Source organism: Ralstonia sp. R-29, assembly GCF_049913345.1.
Lineage (GTDB): Bacteria > Pseudomonadota > Gammaproteobacteria > Burkholderiales > Burkholderiaceae > Ralstonia.
Genome location: NZ_CP184378.1, coordinates 1,860,403 through 1,874,944, shown reverse-complemented (window position 1 = coordinate 1,874,944; position 14,542 = coordinate 1,860,403). Strand labels below are relative to the sequence as shown.

The 14,542-nt window shown below is 63.6% G+C and carries 13 protein-coding genes; 9 read left to right on the top strand and 4 right to left on the bottom strand.

The window, feature by feature from the left end; genetic code table 11:
• Positions 1-58: 58 nt before the first annotated feature.
• From ACN9M1_RS25600 to ACN9M1_RS25585, 4 genes are all read left to right on the top strand, one after another.
• Positions 59-1,306: an MFS transporter gene (locus ACN9M1_RS25600; RefSeq protein ID WP_426399665.1), complete on the top strand. Its 1,248-nt coding sequence runs from the start codon at positions 59-61 to the stop codon at positions 1,304-1,306.
• Between the two features lie 73 nt (positions 1,307-1,379).
• Positions 1,380-2,306, top strand: coding sequence for an amidohydrolase family protein (locus tag ACN9M1_RS25595; RefSeq protein WP_426399664.1), 927 nt, complete (start codon positions 1,380-1,382; stop codon positions 2,304-2,306).
• A 100-nt stretch (positions 2,307-2,406) separates the two neighbouring features.
• Positions 2,407-3,159, top strand: a complete 753-nt coding sequence (locus ACN9M1_RS25590) for a class I SAM-dependent methyltransferase (protein ID WP_426399663.1) — start codon at positions 2,407-2,409, stop codon at positions 3,157-3,159.
• 207 nt (positions 3,160-3,366) lie between these two features.
• Entirely contained in the window at positions 3,367-4,758 is a 1,392-nt protein-coding gene (locus tag ACN9M1_RS25585) for an ATP-binding protein (RefSeq protein ID WP_426399662.1), read from the top strand.
• A gap of 6 nt (positions 4,759-4,764) precedes the next feature.
• Here ACN9M1_RS25585 and ACN9M1_RS25580 read toward each other — a convergent pair whose 3' ends face one another.
• Together ACN9M1_RS25580 and ACN9M1_RS25575 are read right to left on the bottom strand one after the other, a co-directional pair.
• On the bottom strand, positions 4,765-5,262 hold the full coding sequence (locus ACN9M1_RS25580) for an acyl-CoA thioesterase (protein ID WP_426399661.1): 498 nt from the start codon (positions 5,260-5,262) through the stop codon (positions 4,765-4,767).
• Positions 5,263-5,531: 269 nt separating this feature from the next.
• Positions 5,532-5,951 carry a hypothetical protein gene (locus ACN9M1_RS25575; RefSeq protein ID WP_426399660.1) on the bottom strand — a complete coding sequence of 140 codons (420 nt, stop codon included), beginning with the start codon at positions 5,949-5,951 and terminating at the stop codon, positions 5,532-5,534.
• A 575-nt stretch (positions 5,952-6,526) separates the two neighbouring features.
• On the opposite strand from ACN9M1_RS25575, the gene ACN9M1_RS25570 reads away from it, so the two are divergent.
• Together ACN9M1_RS25570 and ACN9M1_RS25565 are read left to right on the top strand one after the other, a co-directional pair.
• On the top strand, positions 6,527-7,324 hold the full coding sequence (locus ACN9M1_RS25570) for a DUF2491 family protein (protein ID WP_426399659.1): 798 nt from the start codon (positions 6,527-6,529) through the stop codon (positions 7,322-7,324).
• A 43-nt stretch (positions 7,325-7,367) separates the two neighbouring features.
• Positions 7,368-8,123, top strand: a complete 756-nt coding sequence (locus tag ACN9M1_RS25565) for a hypothetical protein (protein ID WP_426399658.1) — start codon at positions 7,368-7,370, stop codon at positions 8,121-8,123.
• Between the two features lie 54 nt (positions 8,124-8,177).
• Here ACN9M1_RS25565 and ACN9M1_RS25560 read toward each other — a convergent pair whose 3' ends face one another.
• Positions 8,178-9,839: a diguanylate cyclase domain-containing protein gene (locus ACN9M1_RS25560; protein WP_426399657.1), complete on the bottom strand. Its 1,662-nt coding sequence runs from the start codon at positions 9,837-9,839 to the stop codon at positions 8,178-8,180.
• Between the two features lie 313 nt (positions 9,840-10,152).
• Between ACN9M1_RS25560 and ACN9M1_RS25555 the strand changes: the two genes are divergently transcribed.
• The 3 genes from ACN9M1_RS25555 to ACN9M1_RS25545 are packed head-to-tail and all read left to right on the top strand — an operon-like array spanning position 10,153 to position 12,529.
• Positions 10,153-11,028 (top strand): ABC transporter substrate-binding protein, encoded by an 876-nt coding sequence (locus tag ACN9M1_RS25555; RefSeq protein ID WP_426399656.1) that lies wholly within the window; start codon positions 10,153-10,155, stop codon positions 11,026-11,028.
• Positions 11,029-11,081: 53 nt separating this feature from the next.
• Entirely contained in the window at positions 11,082-11,765 is a 684-nt protein-coding gene (locus ACN9M1_RS25550; protein ID WP_426400734.1) for an amino acid ABC transporter permease, read from the top strand.
• A complete protein-coding gene (locus ACN9M1_RS25545; protein WP_426399655.1) occupies positions 11,762-12,529 on the top strand; it encodes an amino acid ABC transporter permease in 768 nt (255 codons plus the stop codon). Before ACN9M1_RS25550 ends, ACN9M1_RS25545 begins: the two co-directional genes overlap by 4 nt.
• Here ACN9M1_RS25545 and ACN9M1_RS25540 read toward each other — a convergent pair.
• Positions 12,522-14,399 carry a hypothetical protein gene (locus ACN9M1_RS25540; protein ID WP_426399654.1) on the bottom strand — a complete coding sequence of 626 codons (1,878 nt, stop codon included), beginning with the start codon at positions 14,397-14,399 and terminating at the stop codon, positions 12,522-12,524. The two genes, ACN9M1_RS25545 and ACN9M1_RS25540, sit on opposite strands and share 8 nt — an antisense overlap.
• Between the last annotated feature and the right edge of the window lie 143 nt (positions 14,400-14,542).

The window sequence follows — 14,542 nt, the reverse complement described above, 5'->3', positions numbered from 1 at the left end:
GCAATAGATCGACCAACACCAAGGCGACATGGCGCTCACGTCACCCGGAGGAGACGGCATGTTCGGCTGGTTCAAAGAGATTTCGAAAGGGGAAAAGCGCACGTTCTGGGCCTGCTTTGGCGGCTGGGCGCTCGACGCGCTGGACGTGCAGATGTTCAGCCTGGTCATCCCCACCATCATCGCGGCGTGGCATATCGGCAAGGCGGAGGCGGGGCTGGTGTCGGGTGTCACGCTGGTTGCATCGGCGCTGGGCGGCTGGATTGCCGGCGCGCTGACCGACCGCTTCGGCCGTGTGCGCACCTTGCAGGTGACGGTGCTGTGGTTCTCGCTGGCGACGTTCGCCTCTGCCTTTGCACAGAATTTTGAGCAGTTCCTGGTGCTCAAGGCTATCCAGGGCTTCGGCTTTGGGGGCGAATGGGCAGCGGGCGCCGTGCTGATGGCTGAGAGCATTCGCGCCAGCCATCGCGGCAAGGCCATGGGCACCGTGCAGAGCGCGTGGGCCGTGGGCTGGGGCGGCGCGGTGCTGCTGTATGCGTTCACGTATTCGTTCATCGAGCCGGACCTCGCCTGGCGCGTGATGTTTGCGGCAGGCCTGCTGCCGGCGCTGCTCATCATCTACATCCGCCGCGGTGTGCAGGAGCCCGTGCCTGCGGCCAAGCCGGCAGCGAGTGCCAACGCCATGCCGATGTCGCGCTTCCCGCTGCTCGACATCTTCCGCCCGCAGGTCCTGCGCATGACGCTGATCGGCGGCTTGCTGGGCGTGGGCGCGCACGGCGGCTACTACGCGCTGATGACGTGGCTGCCGACCTATCTGAAGACGGAGCGCCACCTGTCAGTGCTCGGCACGGGCGGCTATCTGGCGGTGATCATCTTGGCGTTCTGGTGCGGTTGCGTGGCCAGCGCGTGGTTGCTGGATGTGCTCGGCCGTCGCGGCAACATCCTGCTGTTTTCGTGCTGCTGCGTGGTGACGGTGCTGGTGTACCTGCTGGTGCCGCTGTCCGATGGCGCGATGCTGGTGCTGGGTTTTCCGCTCGGCTTCTTTGCGGCGGGCATTCCGGCCAGCATGGGCGCGCTGTTCAACGAGCTGTATCCGCAGGGCGTGCGCGGTACGGGCGTGGGCTTTTGCTACAACTTCGGGCGCGTGGTGTCGGCCGCCTTCCCGGTACTGGTGGGCAAGATGAGCGCGTCGATGTCGCTCGGCACGGCCATCGGTATCGATGCGGCCATCGCGTATTCAATCGTGGCGGTGGCCGTGCTGATGCTGCCCGAGACGAAGGGCCGCGATCTGGCTGCGGTCACCGTCTAAGCACCAAATAAGCGCTGAACACCCACAACAACATCATGACGACGCTCTTCATCCGTCGCCACCAGGAGACCCCATGCCCACTCGCCGTGCCTTCAATACCGGGTTGCTTGCCATGCTAGGTTCCACTGCCCTTGCCGGATGCGGCACCACCAGCCTGCGCGAGCCCGCATCCCGCATCACCGCCATCGACACGCATGCGCACGTGTTCGAACGCGGCCTGCCGCTGGCCAATGCGCGCCGTTATGCACCGAGCTATGACGCGCCGCTGTCGGCGTATCTTGCGCAGCTCGATGCGCATGGCGTGTCACACGGCGTGCTGGTCCAGCCGAGCTTCCTCGGCGTAGACAACAGCTACCTGCTGGCTGCGCTCAAACAAGCGCCGCAACGCCTGCGCGGCGTGGCCGTCATCGACCCGGCCGCGCCCGAGACCCTGCTCGCGCAGATGAACACCGAGGGCATCGTCGGCATCCGCCTGAACCTGATCGGCGCGCCAGACCCGCAATTGACATCGCCCGTGTGGCAAGCCGCGCTGGCACGTCTGCATGCGCTCGGCTGGCATGTGGAACTGCACGTGGAGGCACGCCGCTTGCCCGCGCTACTGCAGCCGCTGCTGGAAGCACAAGTCAACGTGGTGGTCGACCACTTCGGCCGGCCCGACCCCGCGCTCGGCGTGGACGACCCCGGCTTTGCCGCGCTGCTCGCCGCCGGCCGCACGCGCCGTGTGTGGGTGAAGATTTCCGGGGCATACCGCAACGGCGGGAACGGCACCAACGGGGATAGCGGCCGCGGCGAAGCCATCGCCCGGGCCGCCATGCCGCGCCTGAAAGATGCGCTCGGGTTGGACCGCCTCGTTTGGGGCAGCGACTGGCCGCACACGCAATTCGAGTCGCAGATCAACTATGACAAGGCGTGGGCCTTTGCCAGCGTGCTGCTGCCCAATGCAGCAGACCGCAAGCAGGTGCTGGTCGACACGCCGGCCCAACTGTTCCGCTTCGTCTAAAACCGCGATACCGGCCTTCGCCAATCACGAATTTCGCCGCGCGGGCCGCGCTCCTACACTGGCCGCTCCTCGTCCCCACAAGAAGAAAGGAGCCCCCGCCATGCAGCAGCATCGACTCGTCGACCAGCAATTCGGCCAGGTCGCCCAGGCCTATCTGACCAGCGCCGTCCACGCCCAGGGCGCCGATCTTGATGCGCTGGCCGCGCTGGCGCAATCGGTGCCGCATGCCAAGGTGCTCGACCTGGGCTGCGGCGGCGGGCATGTGAGCTTTGCCATGGCGCCGCACGTGACGACCATGGTGGCGGTGGATCTGTCCGAAGACATGCTGGCCGTGGTGTCCGCGGAGGCCGCCCGACGCGGCCTGACGCAACTGCATACGCAAGCCGCCCGCGCAGAAGACCTGCCGTTTGACGATGGCGCGTTCGACATTGTCGCCACACGCTTCTCGGCCCACCACTGGTACGACGTGCGCGCCGGCCTGGCCGAAGCACGCCGCGTGCTCAAACCCGGCGGCAAGCTGGCTATCGTGGATATCGTCGCGCCCGAAGCGCCGCTGCTCGACACGCTGCTGCAAACCGCCGAGGTGCTGCGCGATGCATCGCACGTGCGTGACTATCGTGTCTCGGAATGGCAAGCCATGCTGGCCGAAGCGGGCTTTCAACCCGGCACGCCGCGCACGTGGAAATTGAGGATGGCGTTCGACAGCTGGATCGCACGCATCCGTACACCGCAGGTACGGGCCGATGCCATCCGCCACCTGTTCGAGCACGCAGCGGATGAGGCGCGTGCGTACTTTGCGGTCGCTCCGGACCACTCCTTCGCGATCGACGCGATGATGATTGAGGCAACCTGAACCGTCTCATCCTTTTTGTCACACCCTTTGGGGGGGAAGGACAGCGCTAAGCCCGCTGTGACGCGCTTTTTCTGGTTTCGCTTAATCCTGAATGAAAAAGAAGTGACATCGGAGCATGTGTGGGCCGGACGAGATTGCCCTTACTCTTAAAAGTCGTCCGCGCATCGTCGGCAGCGTCACCACAGGCTGCTGCCGACTTCCGATTCCATGTACGCACTCCTTCCGGCATTCGTCTCGTCGCTGTTTCTGTTCTACGGCATCTATGTGCTCAGCACGCGCGGCCGCACACGCGCGAGTCTGGCGTTTTTCAGCATGGCGGTGCTGACCGGTCTGTGGCAAGGCTTGTGGGCGTTCCTGTTTCAGACCACAGATAGCAGCGGCGCCACTCTGCTCGCAAAACTGGGATGGGTCGCTATCTTGGTCGTGCCGACGGCGTTCTATCACTTCATCTCTGAGATCTCCGAACGCGTCGAAGAGCGCCGGTGGCTCGTCGCCTCCTATGTGCTCGATGGCGTGTTGATCGTTTTACTGCTCGCCACCGATTGGGTGATTGCCGGCGTATGGCACTTCCCGTTCGGCTTCTACCCAAAAGCCGGTCCGCTAGAGGCAGTGCACATCAGCCAGACCGTAGTGCTCGCGCTGCGCAGTGCGTGGTTGCTGTATGCAGCACAACAACACGCCACAGCGGAAAAACGCAAGCGACTATGGGTCTGTTTGCTTGGCCTTGGCCTTTACACGCTTTCTGCCACCGACTACGCGGTGAACTACGGCTTTAATTTCTACCCGCCGGGTGTGTTGTTCATTGCCGCAAGCCTGGGCATCATTGCAGTTGGTGTGGTGAAGTTCGATCTGATGCATCCGTACGCTTTGGCGGCCACAGTAGCGCATGAGGTCCGCACGCCTTTGACCACAATCCGCTTGCAAGCCAGCGAGATCGCCCGGGCTTGGCCGGAGTTGTTCCACGGTTATCAGCTTGCCGTCCACCATGGCCTGTGCAGCGACCGAGAGTCACTGTCTCCGGCGGTACTGGAACGTGTTTCCAAGCTGGCGCAGGCCATCAGCGCGGAGGTGTCGAGCGCGCACAGCGTCATCGAGATGGCATTGGCTTCCGTCACCCTGGAGCGGCTTGACCGGCGCACCTTCAGTGCTCACTCGTTGCGAGAGTGCGTCACCATGGCACTGGACCAGTACCCGTTTCGCCCCGGTGAGCGGGAGCGCATCAAAATCAGCGAGTTTGATACGAGTTGGTGCTTTGTCGGTTCGGAAACGCTGCTGATGTACGTACTGTTCAACCTCATCAAGAACGCGCTGCACGCCATCCAGTTCGCGCGCAAGGGTCATATCTTCATCTCTGCCCGGGACGACGGGGACGCCTACGTGCTGGAAGTCCGGGACGACGCAACTGGGATTCCACCAACGGTGTTGCGCCGCATCTTCGATCCGTTCTTCTCCACCAAGCATCACAGCAAGGGCGCGGGTGTGGGGCTGACCTTCTGCCGTCGCGTCATGCATGCGTTTGACGGCCATATTCAATGTGAGTCCGTGGTTGGGGAATACACGCTTTTTTCCATGCGGTTTCCCCAACCTTCGGCGCATTAGTACGACTTACGCAACAACTGGTGTGCGCGGCCTCAGTTCATAGTCCTTGGCGCACTCCATGATGTGTGTTGGCAGCCGCTGAATTGTGCGATCCGCACCTGCAATCACGATCTGCTGATAGCCAAGCGATACCAGTCGCCCTGCCGACTCGAACCGGAAAAGCAGGTAGGCCGAGCACTGCCGGACGTGGAACGTATTCAGGTAGCAATCAATGCGCTGAAACGGAAATGTCTCTTCAACAAACTCCTGGTGTGCTCGCTTGGTAATGAAAATCACGCTCCCCCCCACAAGGTTTGCATCGACACACTCGTAAAACCATCGCTCACGCGCCACGCCCTGCCATTCGAAATATCTGGAAAAATACGTGTTCGCGAAGGCGTTGGAATCCTTCAAATACACATCGAACGTGTGGTGAAACGTCTGGTCGGCCGAGAATGCGGCAGGTTGCGTGCCCGCGCGCATGTACTGGGAAATCACCGACTCAATCGTATTGCCTGCTGGCATTGTGTACCCCATGAATGGAACTGGCTGCTGGCGGCAGCCGCGCATGTGCGGTCAATCCCGCCCATGTCCCATTCTTCCGATGCAGGTCTCGCTTCGTAACGCGCAAATGCGCCGTCGCAGCCGATATGCGGCATTTCGGTTTCGCTGACACAACGACAGGTGCTCATCCCCCACCAACCCGAGGAAAAATATTATCTCCATGCTGAAGAGGGGATTCCCTCTGAAAAACCATTTGAGATCATTGAGGATTGGCACACCCGTTGTGGGACTTATCTTGGATAATTGCGGCGCTCAACACTGGGGGCATGTCTGAAGCCCACGTTGATGCAACCCACGGATTGTTTGGACACTGGATCGTCGAGATATATGACACGCGCACGTCTTGTTGCACTTGCAGCCTCGCTTGCCCTGCTGGCTCCGCCGCTCAGTTGGGCGAAAAGTTCGGGGTTCGGCTCCAGTTCGAGCTCCAGTTCCTCCAGTAAGTCATCCTCGTCCTCCAGCAGCGCTTCAAGCTCCAGCCGATCCAGCGGCTTCGGCTCGTCCAGCTCATACAGCTCGTCGCGTTCATCCCGGTCGTCCGATTCCTCCGATGCACCCGCCAGTTCTTCCAACCGCGGTCGTGCATCGGGTTTTAGTTCAGGTGACTCGGATACACCGAGCCGGCCCGCATCCACGGGTTTCGGCAACAAGCTTTATTCGTCGCAAGCCAGCAAATCGGCTGCATCGACGTACGCCAACAACGGCCCGAAAGCAAATACCAGCAGCACAGCGGCAAAGAATGCCCCCGCCGCCGACGACACACCCGCGTCTTATGCACCTACGCCGTCGTATCAGCGACAAGCGCCTCAGCCATCGCGTACGGCGCGTAACACTAGTGGCGTAGCCCTCGGAACCGCCGCGCTTGCCGGCGGCGCAGCAGCAGGATATGCGATGACCCGACCAACCGAATCGCATGCCGCGACTGACGCACAGCAATCAATCTCGCCGGACCCCGACGGCACGGCGACCGTTGACACACCGACACCCAACAACGTCACGGCACAGGAAACCGCCGCTCCTCAATCGGCAAGTGCACCAGCAGGCCCGACCCAAGCCACAGCCGTTGCGGACAGCGCGTCGGAAGAATCCTCAAGCGGATCCGGGAACATTTTTGGAATCATTGTCGGAGTGATTGTTTTTGTGTGGGCCGCCCGTAGAGAGCGAAAATTGCGGGCAGCGCGCAAAGCCACTTTGGCCCCGAAGACCAATTACAGGCTGTAACCCCATGGGATTGTTCAATCTTTCACGCCGAGTTTTCGGAAAGGCCCTCGATAACGCTACAAACGAGCACGTGCCGACGCCTGAACGCGTTGACGTCGGCCTGCCGTTCAACGCACAGATCGGCGCGCTTCTCGAACTGCAGCGCGCGGAGTTTGCGCTGCTGAACGGGTCACTACTGACGGTGCCGACTTCATCGCAACTGCCAATCGTGGCTGTCAGCCGACTGCGCATGGAAGGCGACGAAGACCTCCAGATCTATCGCCTCTATACGAACACAGGCCCGGAGCGCGATGGTATCGGGGCGAGTTTCCTGCAGATCCTCTGCGGCAAAGACAGCGTCGACACTATCCACGATCTTGCCTATTACCAGTTCCTCTGCCGCCAATACCCCACCACGGCCGATGAACAGGCGCCCTATCGCGGCCAAGGCTTCGGCCTGGGCGAGAGCGACTACTACATGGCGGCCGACCAACTCGGAACCATCCCGCAGGCTGCCACCCAGATTGCCGCCCTGCTCGGCGATGCTGATGCGCTGCATTTCACGCGGGACACCCCCGGCGGCAACTACGTCAAACCCTTCATCGCGCGCGAAAACCGACTTGACGACCCTGTCGGCGAAAAAGGGACCAGCAAGCAGCTCTCTTTCATGCCCTACCTTCGTCCGCTCAACGATGGCAGGCAAGAACGCCTGCTGATCTCTTTCGAGTACGTTGAAACCATGGACGGACAGGCAGCGCCCGCCGCGTATGTGGACTTCATGGCGGGCATCGCACTCGATCGCCACAAGGTGAAAGTCTTTTGAGCCTGAACACACCCCACCCTTTCCTTCTTCAAGGAGCTTGACCATGTCTGGCTGGAAACTCACTGCCGCCCTGATTAGCAAACACGTCGGCGTCATCGGCGACCGTATTGCCACGGCCATCGCATCGTTCGACCCGGAGACCGCCACGCAGGTCGACCGCGACAACCTGCAAGACAAGTTGCGTGAAGTCGCATTGAAGCTGTCGGATGCCAAACATAAAAACGATGCGGCGCAGAAAGCGGCATCGGAGCTCGAGACCAGCATCGCGAATGACAAGAAGGCCGCCGAGATACTCATCGGCAAGTTCGAGGCGAAGCAGATCGACGAAGCGACCCTGACCGAATTTGCAAGCAACCTCGAAGCCGATCAAGGCCGTCTGCCGGGCGTCAAGCAAGACGCAGCTGATGCGCAGCAGTTGGTCGACACACTGCAAGAAATTCTCGACACGGTCGAAAAGAACCTGAACGAATTCGATGCAAAGGCCCGGGCCGCCATTCGCGACTTGGAACAAGCCCGCGCAGATCAGGAACGCGCAGAACTGCGCCAGCAACATCAGGCCGAACTCAACCAGTTGCGCGCCGGTGCCGGCGGTACATCGAGCGGCCTAGCCGCGTTGAATCGCGCCGCAGACAAAGCGCGCGTGGAAGCTGATGCTGCGCAGACCGTTGCTGATATCGGCCAAAAACCACTTGACCGCGCCACCGCTGTCGAAGAAGCACGCCGCATTGCCAATGGTGCACTTCCGGCATCCGGTGAATCGGCCGCCGAGCGCCTTCGCCGAATCGCTGCCGGAAGCTAAATGACGCGTGCCGAACCGTGCCCGACCGGACTGGCGGGCACGCCAACGGCTCGTTCACGCCCCACCCGAAACACTCCGCAAGCCCGGCCCTCCGTGGTGAAAACGGAACGTGTTCCGCCCGCCGCGCTTGGCCTCGTACAGCGCCGTGTCTGCGCGCTCGAACAGCGCATCGAGGCGCTCATCGCCGGGCGTGAATGTAACGGCGCCGGCCGATAACGTGACGTACGGCACCACGGCGGACGCCACATGCGGATGCGCCCGCGCCGCCACCGCGCCCACCATGCGCGCTACTGCTCGGTGTGCCTCATCCATTCCCAAGTCGAACAGCATGGCCGCAAATTCCTCGCCACCCACGCGCGCGATGAAGTCATCCGGGTGGTGGCACGCGGCGCCCAGCGTCTCGGCCACCATGCGCAGGCACTCGTCGCCCTGCAGGTGCCCGTAGGTATCGTTGTATTGCTTGAAGCAGTCGATGTCGAACAGCGCCAGCGTGACGGCGCGGCCATCGCGGCGTGCATGGTCGAGCAAGCGCGGCGCCTGCGTCTCGAAAAAGCGGCGGTTGAAGAGATGCGTAAGTGCGTCGCGGTTGACGTCATTTTCGAGCAGGCTGAGCTTGGCTTGCGTGCGTTGCAACTCGCCGCGCAACGCATGCTGGGCGCTGGCCATGCCGGCACGCTGCAGCTGTTCGACCGTCACGTCGCGCAAGAGCAGGAACACGCCGACATGGCGGTCGCGCGCATCGGTCAGGCCTTCCAGGGTGATCTCCAGCGTGCGCCCGGTCTGCGGCACCCACACCTGGTGGCGCTGCTGGTGCCGATTCTGCAGGCGCGTGCGCTCGAACTCGCGCAGGATGGTCGCCACTTCCAGTTCGGCCGGTGGGGCCGCATACAGGCGGGCCGTGGGCATCAGGTAACGCGCAGCGGCGTTGATGGTGGCGATACTGCCGTCGGCCGCCAGCACGATGCAGCCATCCCTCATCGCTTCGATGATCTTGCCGCGCGCATAGACGGCGGTATCACGCAGGCGTGGCAGCAGCACCAGCCAGCCCAGCAGCGCCGTGCTGAGCGCAAACGTGGCGGGGGTGAGGTCGCCGCCCAACGCAGTGGTCCAGCGCTGCAGATACGCCAGATGCGCCACCAGCGGCAGCAACTGGCCCGCCAACAGCGCCAGCCGCACACGCGTGCGCGACATGCCGTACAGCGCTGTGACGGCCTCGCTGGCGGGCAAGGTCAGCAGCACGAGGCTCAGGGCCAGGAGCAGGTAGTTGTAGGCTGTGCCCACCCAGAAGATCCGCCCGTGGTCAAACACAGCACGCTGCACGCCGTCGATCGCAACAAAGCGGGCATCCAGCCAGACCAGGTGATGCAGCTCATTGGTGGCGACCAAGCCGAGAAACCCAGCGGCCAGCAACAAGGCCGCCACCCAGCCCAGGCGTACCGCCGGCAACGCGTTGCACTCCGGCCGTGTCAGGCCCACCACCATGCGCAGCCACGCAGCCGGCACGATCATGATGCCGATATAGGCCACCTTGGCCCAGCCCACGCGCACCGGCATGTCAAAGCTGACCACCTCCATGAGCCGCGCCCCGCTCCACAGCGCGCAGCCCAGGGCGAGCAGCATGAACGCAGAGACCTCCGGGTCATCGCGGCGCGGCCATGACAGGCCGATCAGCGCGATGGAAACGAGCGCGGCGCAGGCCAGTGCGACGATCAGCATGGTCCGCACACCCCTCGCGCAGGACGTTGCCGGCGCAGGCTGTGGCCAGCCGGTGTATCCACGTTGACTCCCCGTTCGTTGTTGTTCTTGCCGTGTCGGGCGCCGCAGGTCATGACAAACCGTAGGGCGCGCGCTCGACCAGTCGTCAAGCGCTATCGGCGCGAACTATGAAAACTGAAGCCTGTCACGGCAACATCAGAGGCCGCAGGCCGCCGCCATGGCGTCCGGCGCATATCGATCTGCCAACGAATTCGTTTGCGCGGCGCAGCAATCGCCCTACGCTTGGCCCCCTCAAAATCTTCTGGGGGTGGGTATGCAAGCAGCTTTTTCGACGGGTTTCTCGTTGCAGGCGCTGGCGCGCGGTGCGCGGCAATCGGTGGGCGTGGTCATTGGGGCAGCGCTGGCCGCAGCGGTGCTGCATGCGCCGGCGGCCAAGGCGGATCGCCTGGACGACATCAAGAAGGCCGGGGTACTGCGCGTGGGCGTGTTCGATGCCAACCCGCCCTTTGGCTATGCGGACGCCAAGACCGGCCAGCCGGTCGGCCTGGATGTCGATTACGCACAGGCCATCGCCAAGAAGCTGGGCGTGAAGCTGGAACTGCGCGCCACCAACCCGGCCAACCGCGTGCCGCTGCTCACGTCGGGCAAGGTCGACATCGTGGCGGCCAACTTCACCATTACGGACGAACGCAAGAAGCAGATTGAATTCAGCACGCCGTACTTCGCCAGCGGTCTGCAGTTCATTGCCAAGAAGGGCTTCCTCAAGCAACCGGAGGATCTGAAGAAAGACGGCATCCGCCTGGGCGTGGACAAGGGCACCACGCAGGAAACCACGCTGCGCGAGGGCTACCCCAACGCGCGCGTGATTGCATATGACGATTCCCCACTGGCGCTGACCGCCCTGCGCAGCGGCGCCATCCAGGCGTTCGCGCAGGACGGCGCCAAGCTCGGCGCGTTGCTGGCCACGCTGCCCAATCGCAGCGAGCTGGAGATCTCGCCGTTCGTGCTCACGCGTGAGTACATGGGCATCGGCATCCCCAAGGGTGAGACGCAACTCACGGCCACTGTCGACCAGATCCTGCAAGGCCTGGAGAAAGACGGCACCGCTGCCCGCATCTATGACCGCTGGTTCGGCCCGAAGAGCGCTGCGCCGCTGCCGCGCGACTTCATCATCGGCAGCACCAAGTGAGCTTGAGCTTGGCCACGCTTCTCCAGCTCCTGCCGCCGCGTTATCTCGGCTGGATGCTGGAGGGCTTTGGGATGACGCTGCTGGTATCGGCAGCCGCCATCGCCGGTGGGCTGGTGATGGGCCTGCTGCTGACCGCCTTGCGTGCCAGCCCCCTGCCCTGGCTGCAGTGGCCGGCACGTGCGTTGGTGGCCTTCCTGCGCAAAACGCCGCTGCTGGTGCAGCTGTTCTTCTGGTACTTCGGCGCGGCGCAATTGCTGGGTGAAGACGTGGTCGGCGCCATCACGGGCTGGACTGGGATTGCCCTTGGCGGCTGGCGGCTGCCCGCACCGTCGTTTGAATTCCTGGCGGCGGCGTTTGGCATTGCGTTGTATGCGAGTGCGTTCTTCTCGGAGGAGTTGCGCGCCGGCATCCGCGCCGTGCCGCATGGCCAGCGTGAAGCGGCACTGTCGCTGGGCTTCACGCCGCGCGCCGCATTTATGCGTGTGGTGCTGCCGCAGGCGCTGCGCGTGTCGGCGCTGCCGCTGCTGGGGCAGTGCGCCAACACCATCAAGAACACCTCGCTGGCCATGGGCATCGGGCTGGCAGAACTCTCTTACAGCGCGCGGCAGGTGGAAACCGATACGTTGCTCGCGTTCCAGGCCTTTGCCGTGGCCACGGTGCTGTATGCCGTGGTGATCCTACTGCTGCAGTGGGCCGCACCGATGGCCCTGCGACGGTGGCGATGGGTGGCGGCATGACGGCAGACACCGTATTCCTGCACCTGCGTTACCTGCTGATTGGGCCGTATCCAAATGGGCCGCTGGCTGGAGCCGTGCTCACGTTGTGGATGGCGCTGTTGGCTTGCGTGACGGCCACGGCAGTCGGCGTGGGGGCTGCGTTGCTGCTGGATCGACTTGATGACGCACCGCGCCTGCGTGGCCTGTCACGTCTATTGCGCGGGCTGCTCGCCACGTTGCGCGCCATTCCCGTGTTGATGCTGATGTTCTGGGCGTACTTCCTGATCCCGATGGCACTGGGCGTGTCTGTGCCGGAAACCGCCACGGTGGTCACCGCGCTCGCCGCTGTGGGTTCTGCCTACATCGCGCAGAGCATGGAAGCCGGGCTGCGCGCGGTCGGCACCGGCCAGCGCAACGCTGCGCTTGCTCTGGGCATGCGGCCCACACAAGCGCTGCTGACCATCGTGTTGCCGCAGGCGTGGCGCATCATGCTGCCGTCGCTGGCCAACCAGTGGGTGTCGACAGTCAAGGACACATCGCTCGCTTACATCGTGGGTGTGGTGGAACTCTCCACCGCCGCCAGCCAGGTCAACAGCCGCACGGTGGCCTACCCGGCCGAAGTGTTTGGCGCGGTGGCGGTACTGTACTTCCTGCTGTGCAGTGCCATCGAAGTCCTGCCGAGGTGGCTGCATGCCGGAACACCGTACGTGCAGCCCATTCACACGTCGCGCTGGCAACGCTTCTTGCGCTGGCGCGCGCGTCCCTCGGTCGGGGCAATCAGCTAGGCGTCTGCATCCGTTCAAACAAGGCATTCAATAGCGTCGGCCCCACGGCGGCACGGTGCACCTTCGCATCGGTATGGCCCAGGGCGTGCATGACGGCCTCCCAGCGCGGGCCCAGATTCACTTGCCTGGCCGTTTTGAGGTGCACTTTTGCAAAGTCGCTGAACTGCATCGTCTGCAACGCCGCGGCCTCCACCGGTTCTGAGGTATGCACGTGCACAAACAGGGGCTGCGCAGGTCGGCGGTTGGAGAGGGCCTTGGGCTGGATGCCGATCTCGAAGACAGTGCCCCGATCGCCCACATCGCCCGCAGCCGGCAGGCGAACCGGCGCACCGACATGCTCGATCTGCCCGCTCTTCAACAGCCGGTCCAGATGGTTTGATCTCGGCAGGGCATCACGCTTGAGTTCGTCGGCTTCCCAGGCATTCAGGTGTTGCTCCATCAAACCAAAGGCCTGAAGGCGTTCCGTCAATTGCGCGATGCGCGCATCACCAGCTGGTAGCGATGCCTGCGCACGCTGCAACGCAGCCGCCTCGCCAAACCAGTTGCGCACCGATGCGCGCACGAAGTCGACAGTTTTCACGGCGTCACGACGCGGGTCGCGCATGGCCGTCTCGATACTGCTGGTGTCCTTACCGCTTGCGCGTGCCGCAGCAACGACGTCATCCACGCTGCGCGCGCCGATTAGACGACCTGCGGGATACTTCTTCAGCAGCGTATCGGCATGCTTCTGGGCATCGATACGCGCGTTGGCGGGGGCAGCCTGTGCGGATGCCGATGCAAGCGCGGGCTTCGGCGTGGGCTGCGCAACCGGGCGCTTGCCCTGTTTGCGCGCCTTGCGGCTTGTACTTGCAGAAGGCTGGGGCTCGGCGTCCTTGAGCGCGGCGACCACAGGCACCCAGTCGTCCATCGGTCCAGATGTCGCGGGCTTAGGGCCGGCAACGCTGTCGCACATGTCTTTCAGGACCGCCTGGTAATCGGCAATCGCGCGGGCAAGGTCGAGCACGCTCTTCCATAGGCCGGCGTTGTCGTCCATCTCGATCCGGTCCGCCGCCTCCAGGCAGAGTGCCGTCCCAACTTGGTCCAGGTTGTGGCGAAACGCCTCGACCTCCTGGACGCAGGCTTGCAGCCTTTCGGCGGACAAGCGGCCAGCGGCGCGGGCCGGCCCGCTACGCGCCATGGCGATGCCGTGGTCGTGGAGATCCGCCAGTGCCTCGTGGCCTGCTTCGCGTCGATAGCGCGTCGCCGCGCCAAATTCCTGCGCCAGCGCGACGGCATTGAACGCCCCCGTCGTGTTGACCAAATCAAAGAACCGGTCTGCACGCTTGTCCACAGCCATACCGAGGACCGAGCGCATCAGGCGGCGGTGCAGGCATAGGCCTTCGTTGAGCTCGCCGAGCATCGGTTGGAGCTCGTCGCGCACGGCACGCGGCGTATCCGTGCTCTTGCAGCGCTGGATGGTATCGGCGGCTACGGCGTGAAACTCCTTGAGCGCGCCGAGCTTGCTGTCCAGCGCATTGCTCAAATGCGGGCCATTGAAGCTAACCAGAATGCGATCCAGCGCCTGGATGCCAGACAGCGCCGCGGTGGCGCGATTGGACAGCAGTTCGGCTTGCGTCTTGTAAGGATTCGCGGCATGTCCTTGCTGTTTCAGTTGTGCAAGCGCATCCAAACCTTGATCGGCCGCCTTCACGCCCCCTGCCGCGATGTCCACTTGCCGCAGATGGCTTTCCACACTCTGCTGCCCCGGGTGCTGCATTGCGCCGAGCAGCACCCCGGCAAGCGCCTTTTCAGTGGCAGCGCCCATCTTGAGCGCCCTGTCCAATTGCTGCTTCAGGTCATCCACCGGCAAACGTGACTCGGCTGCCTGCACGGGCAGGTCGACACGCCTTGACAGGCCGGAACCGGACGCCCCGGGTGCACGCCCTGACGCCCCAGGTGCACGCCCCGGCGCATTGGCAGCGCGGCCCCTGCCGCTTCGCCGCGTGCTCGCGGGCTGACTTTGGGGCGTGGCTG

Coding starts and splice junctions, on each gene's coding strand:
- ACN9M1_RS25590 (WP_426399663.1), top strand. CDS start 2,407: ATGCAGCAGCATCGACTCGTCGACCAGCAATTCGGCCAGGTCGCCCAG.
- ACN9M1_RS25595 (WP_426399664.1), top strand. CDS start 1,380: ATGCCCACTCGCCGTGCCTTCAATACCGGGTTGCTTGCCATGCTAGGT.
- ACN9M1_RS25565 (WP_426399658.1), top strand. CDS start 7,368: ATGTCTGGCTGGAAACTCACTGCCGCCCTGATTAGCAAACACGTCGGC.
- ACN9M1_RS25560 (WP_426399657.1), bottom strand. CDS start 9,839: ATGCTGATCGTCGCACTGGCCTGCGCCGCGCTCGTTTCCATCGCGCTG.
- ACN9M1_RS25545 (WP_426399655.1), top strand. CDS start 11,762: ATGACGGCAGACACCGTATTCCTGCACCTGCGTTACCTGCTGATTGGG.
- ACN9M1_RS25550 (WP_426400734.1), top strand. CDS start 11,082: ATGCTGGAGGGCTTTGGGATGACGCTGCTGGTATCGGCAGCCGCCATC.
- ACN9M1_RS25580 (WP_426399661.1), bottom strand. CDS start 5,262: ATGCCAGCAGGCAATACGATTGAGTCGGTGATTTCCCAGTACATGCGC.
- ACN9M1_RS25570 (WP_426399659.1), top strand. CDS start 6,527: ATGGGATTGTTCAATCTTTCACGCCGAGTTTTCGGAAAGGCCCTCGAT.
- ACN9M1_RS25585 (WP_426399662.1), top strand. CDS start 3,367: ATGTACGCACTCCTTCCGGCATTCGTCTCGTCGCTGTTTCTGTTCTAC.
- ACN9M1_RS25600 (WP_426399665.1), top strand. CDS start 59: ATGTTCGGCTGGTTCAAAGAGATTTCGAAAGGGGAAAAGCGCACGTTC.
- ACN9M1_RS25555 (WP_426399656.1), top strand. CDS start 10,153: ATGCAAGCAGCTTTTTCGACGGGTTTCTCGTTGCAGGCGCTGGCGCGC.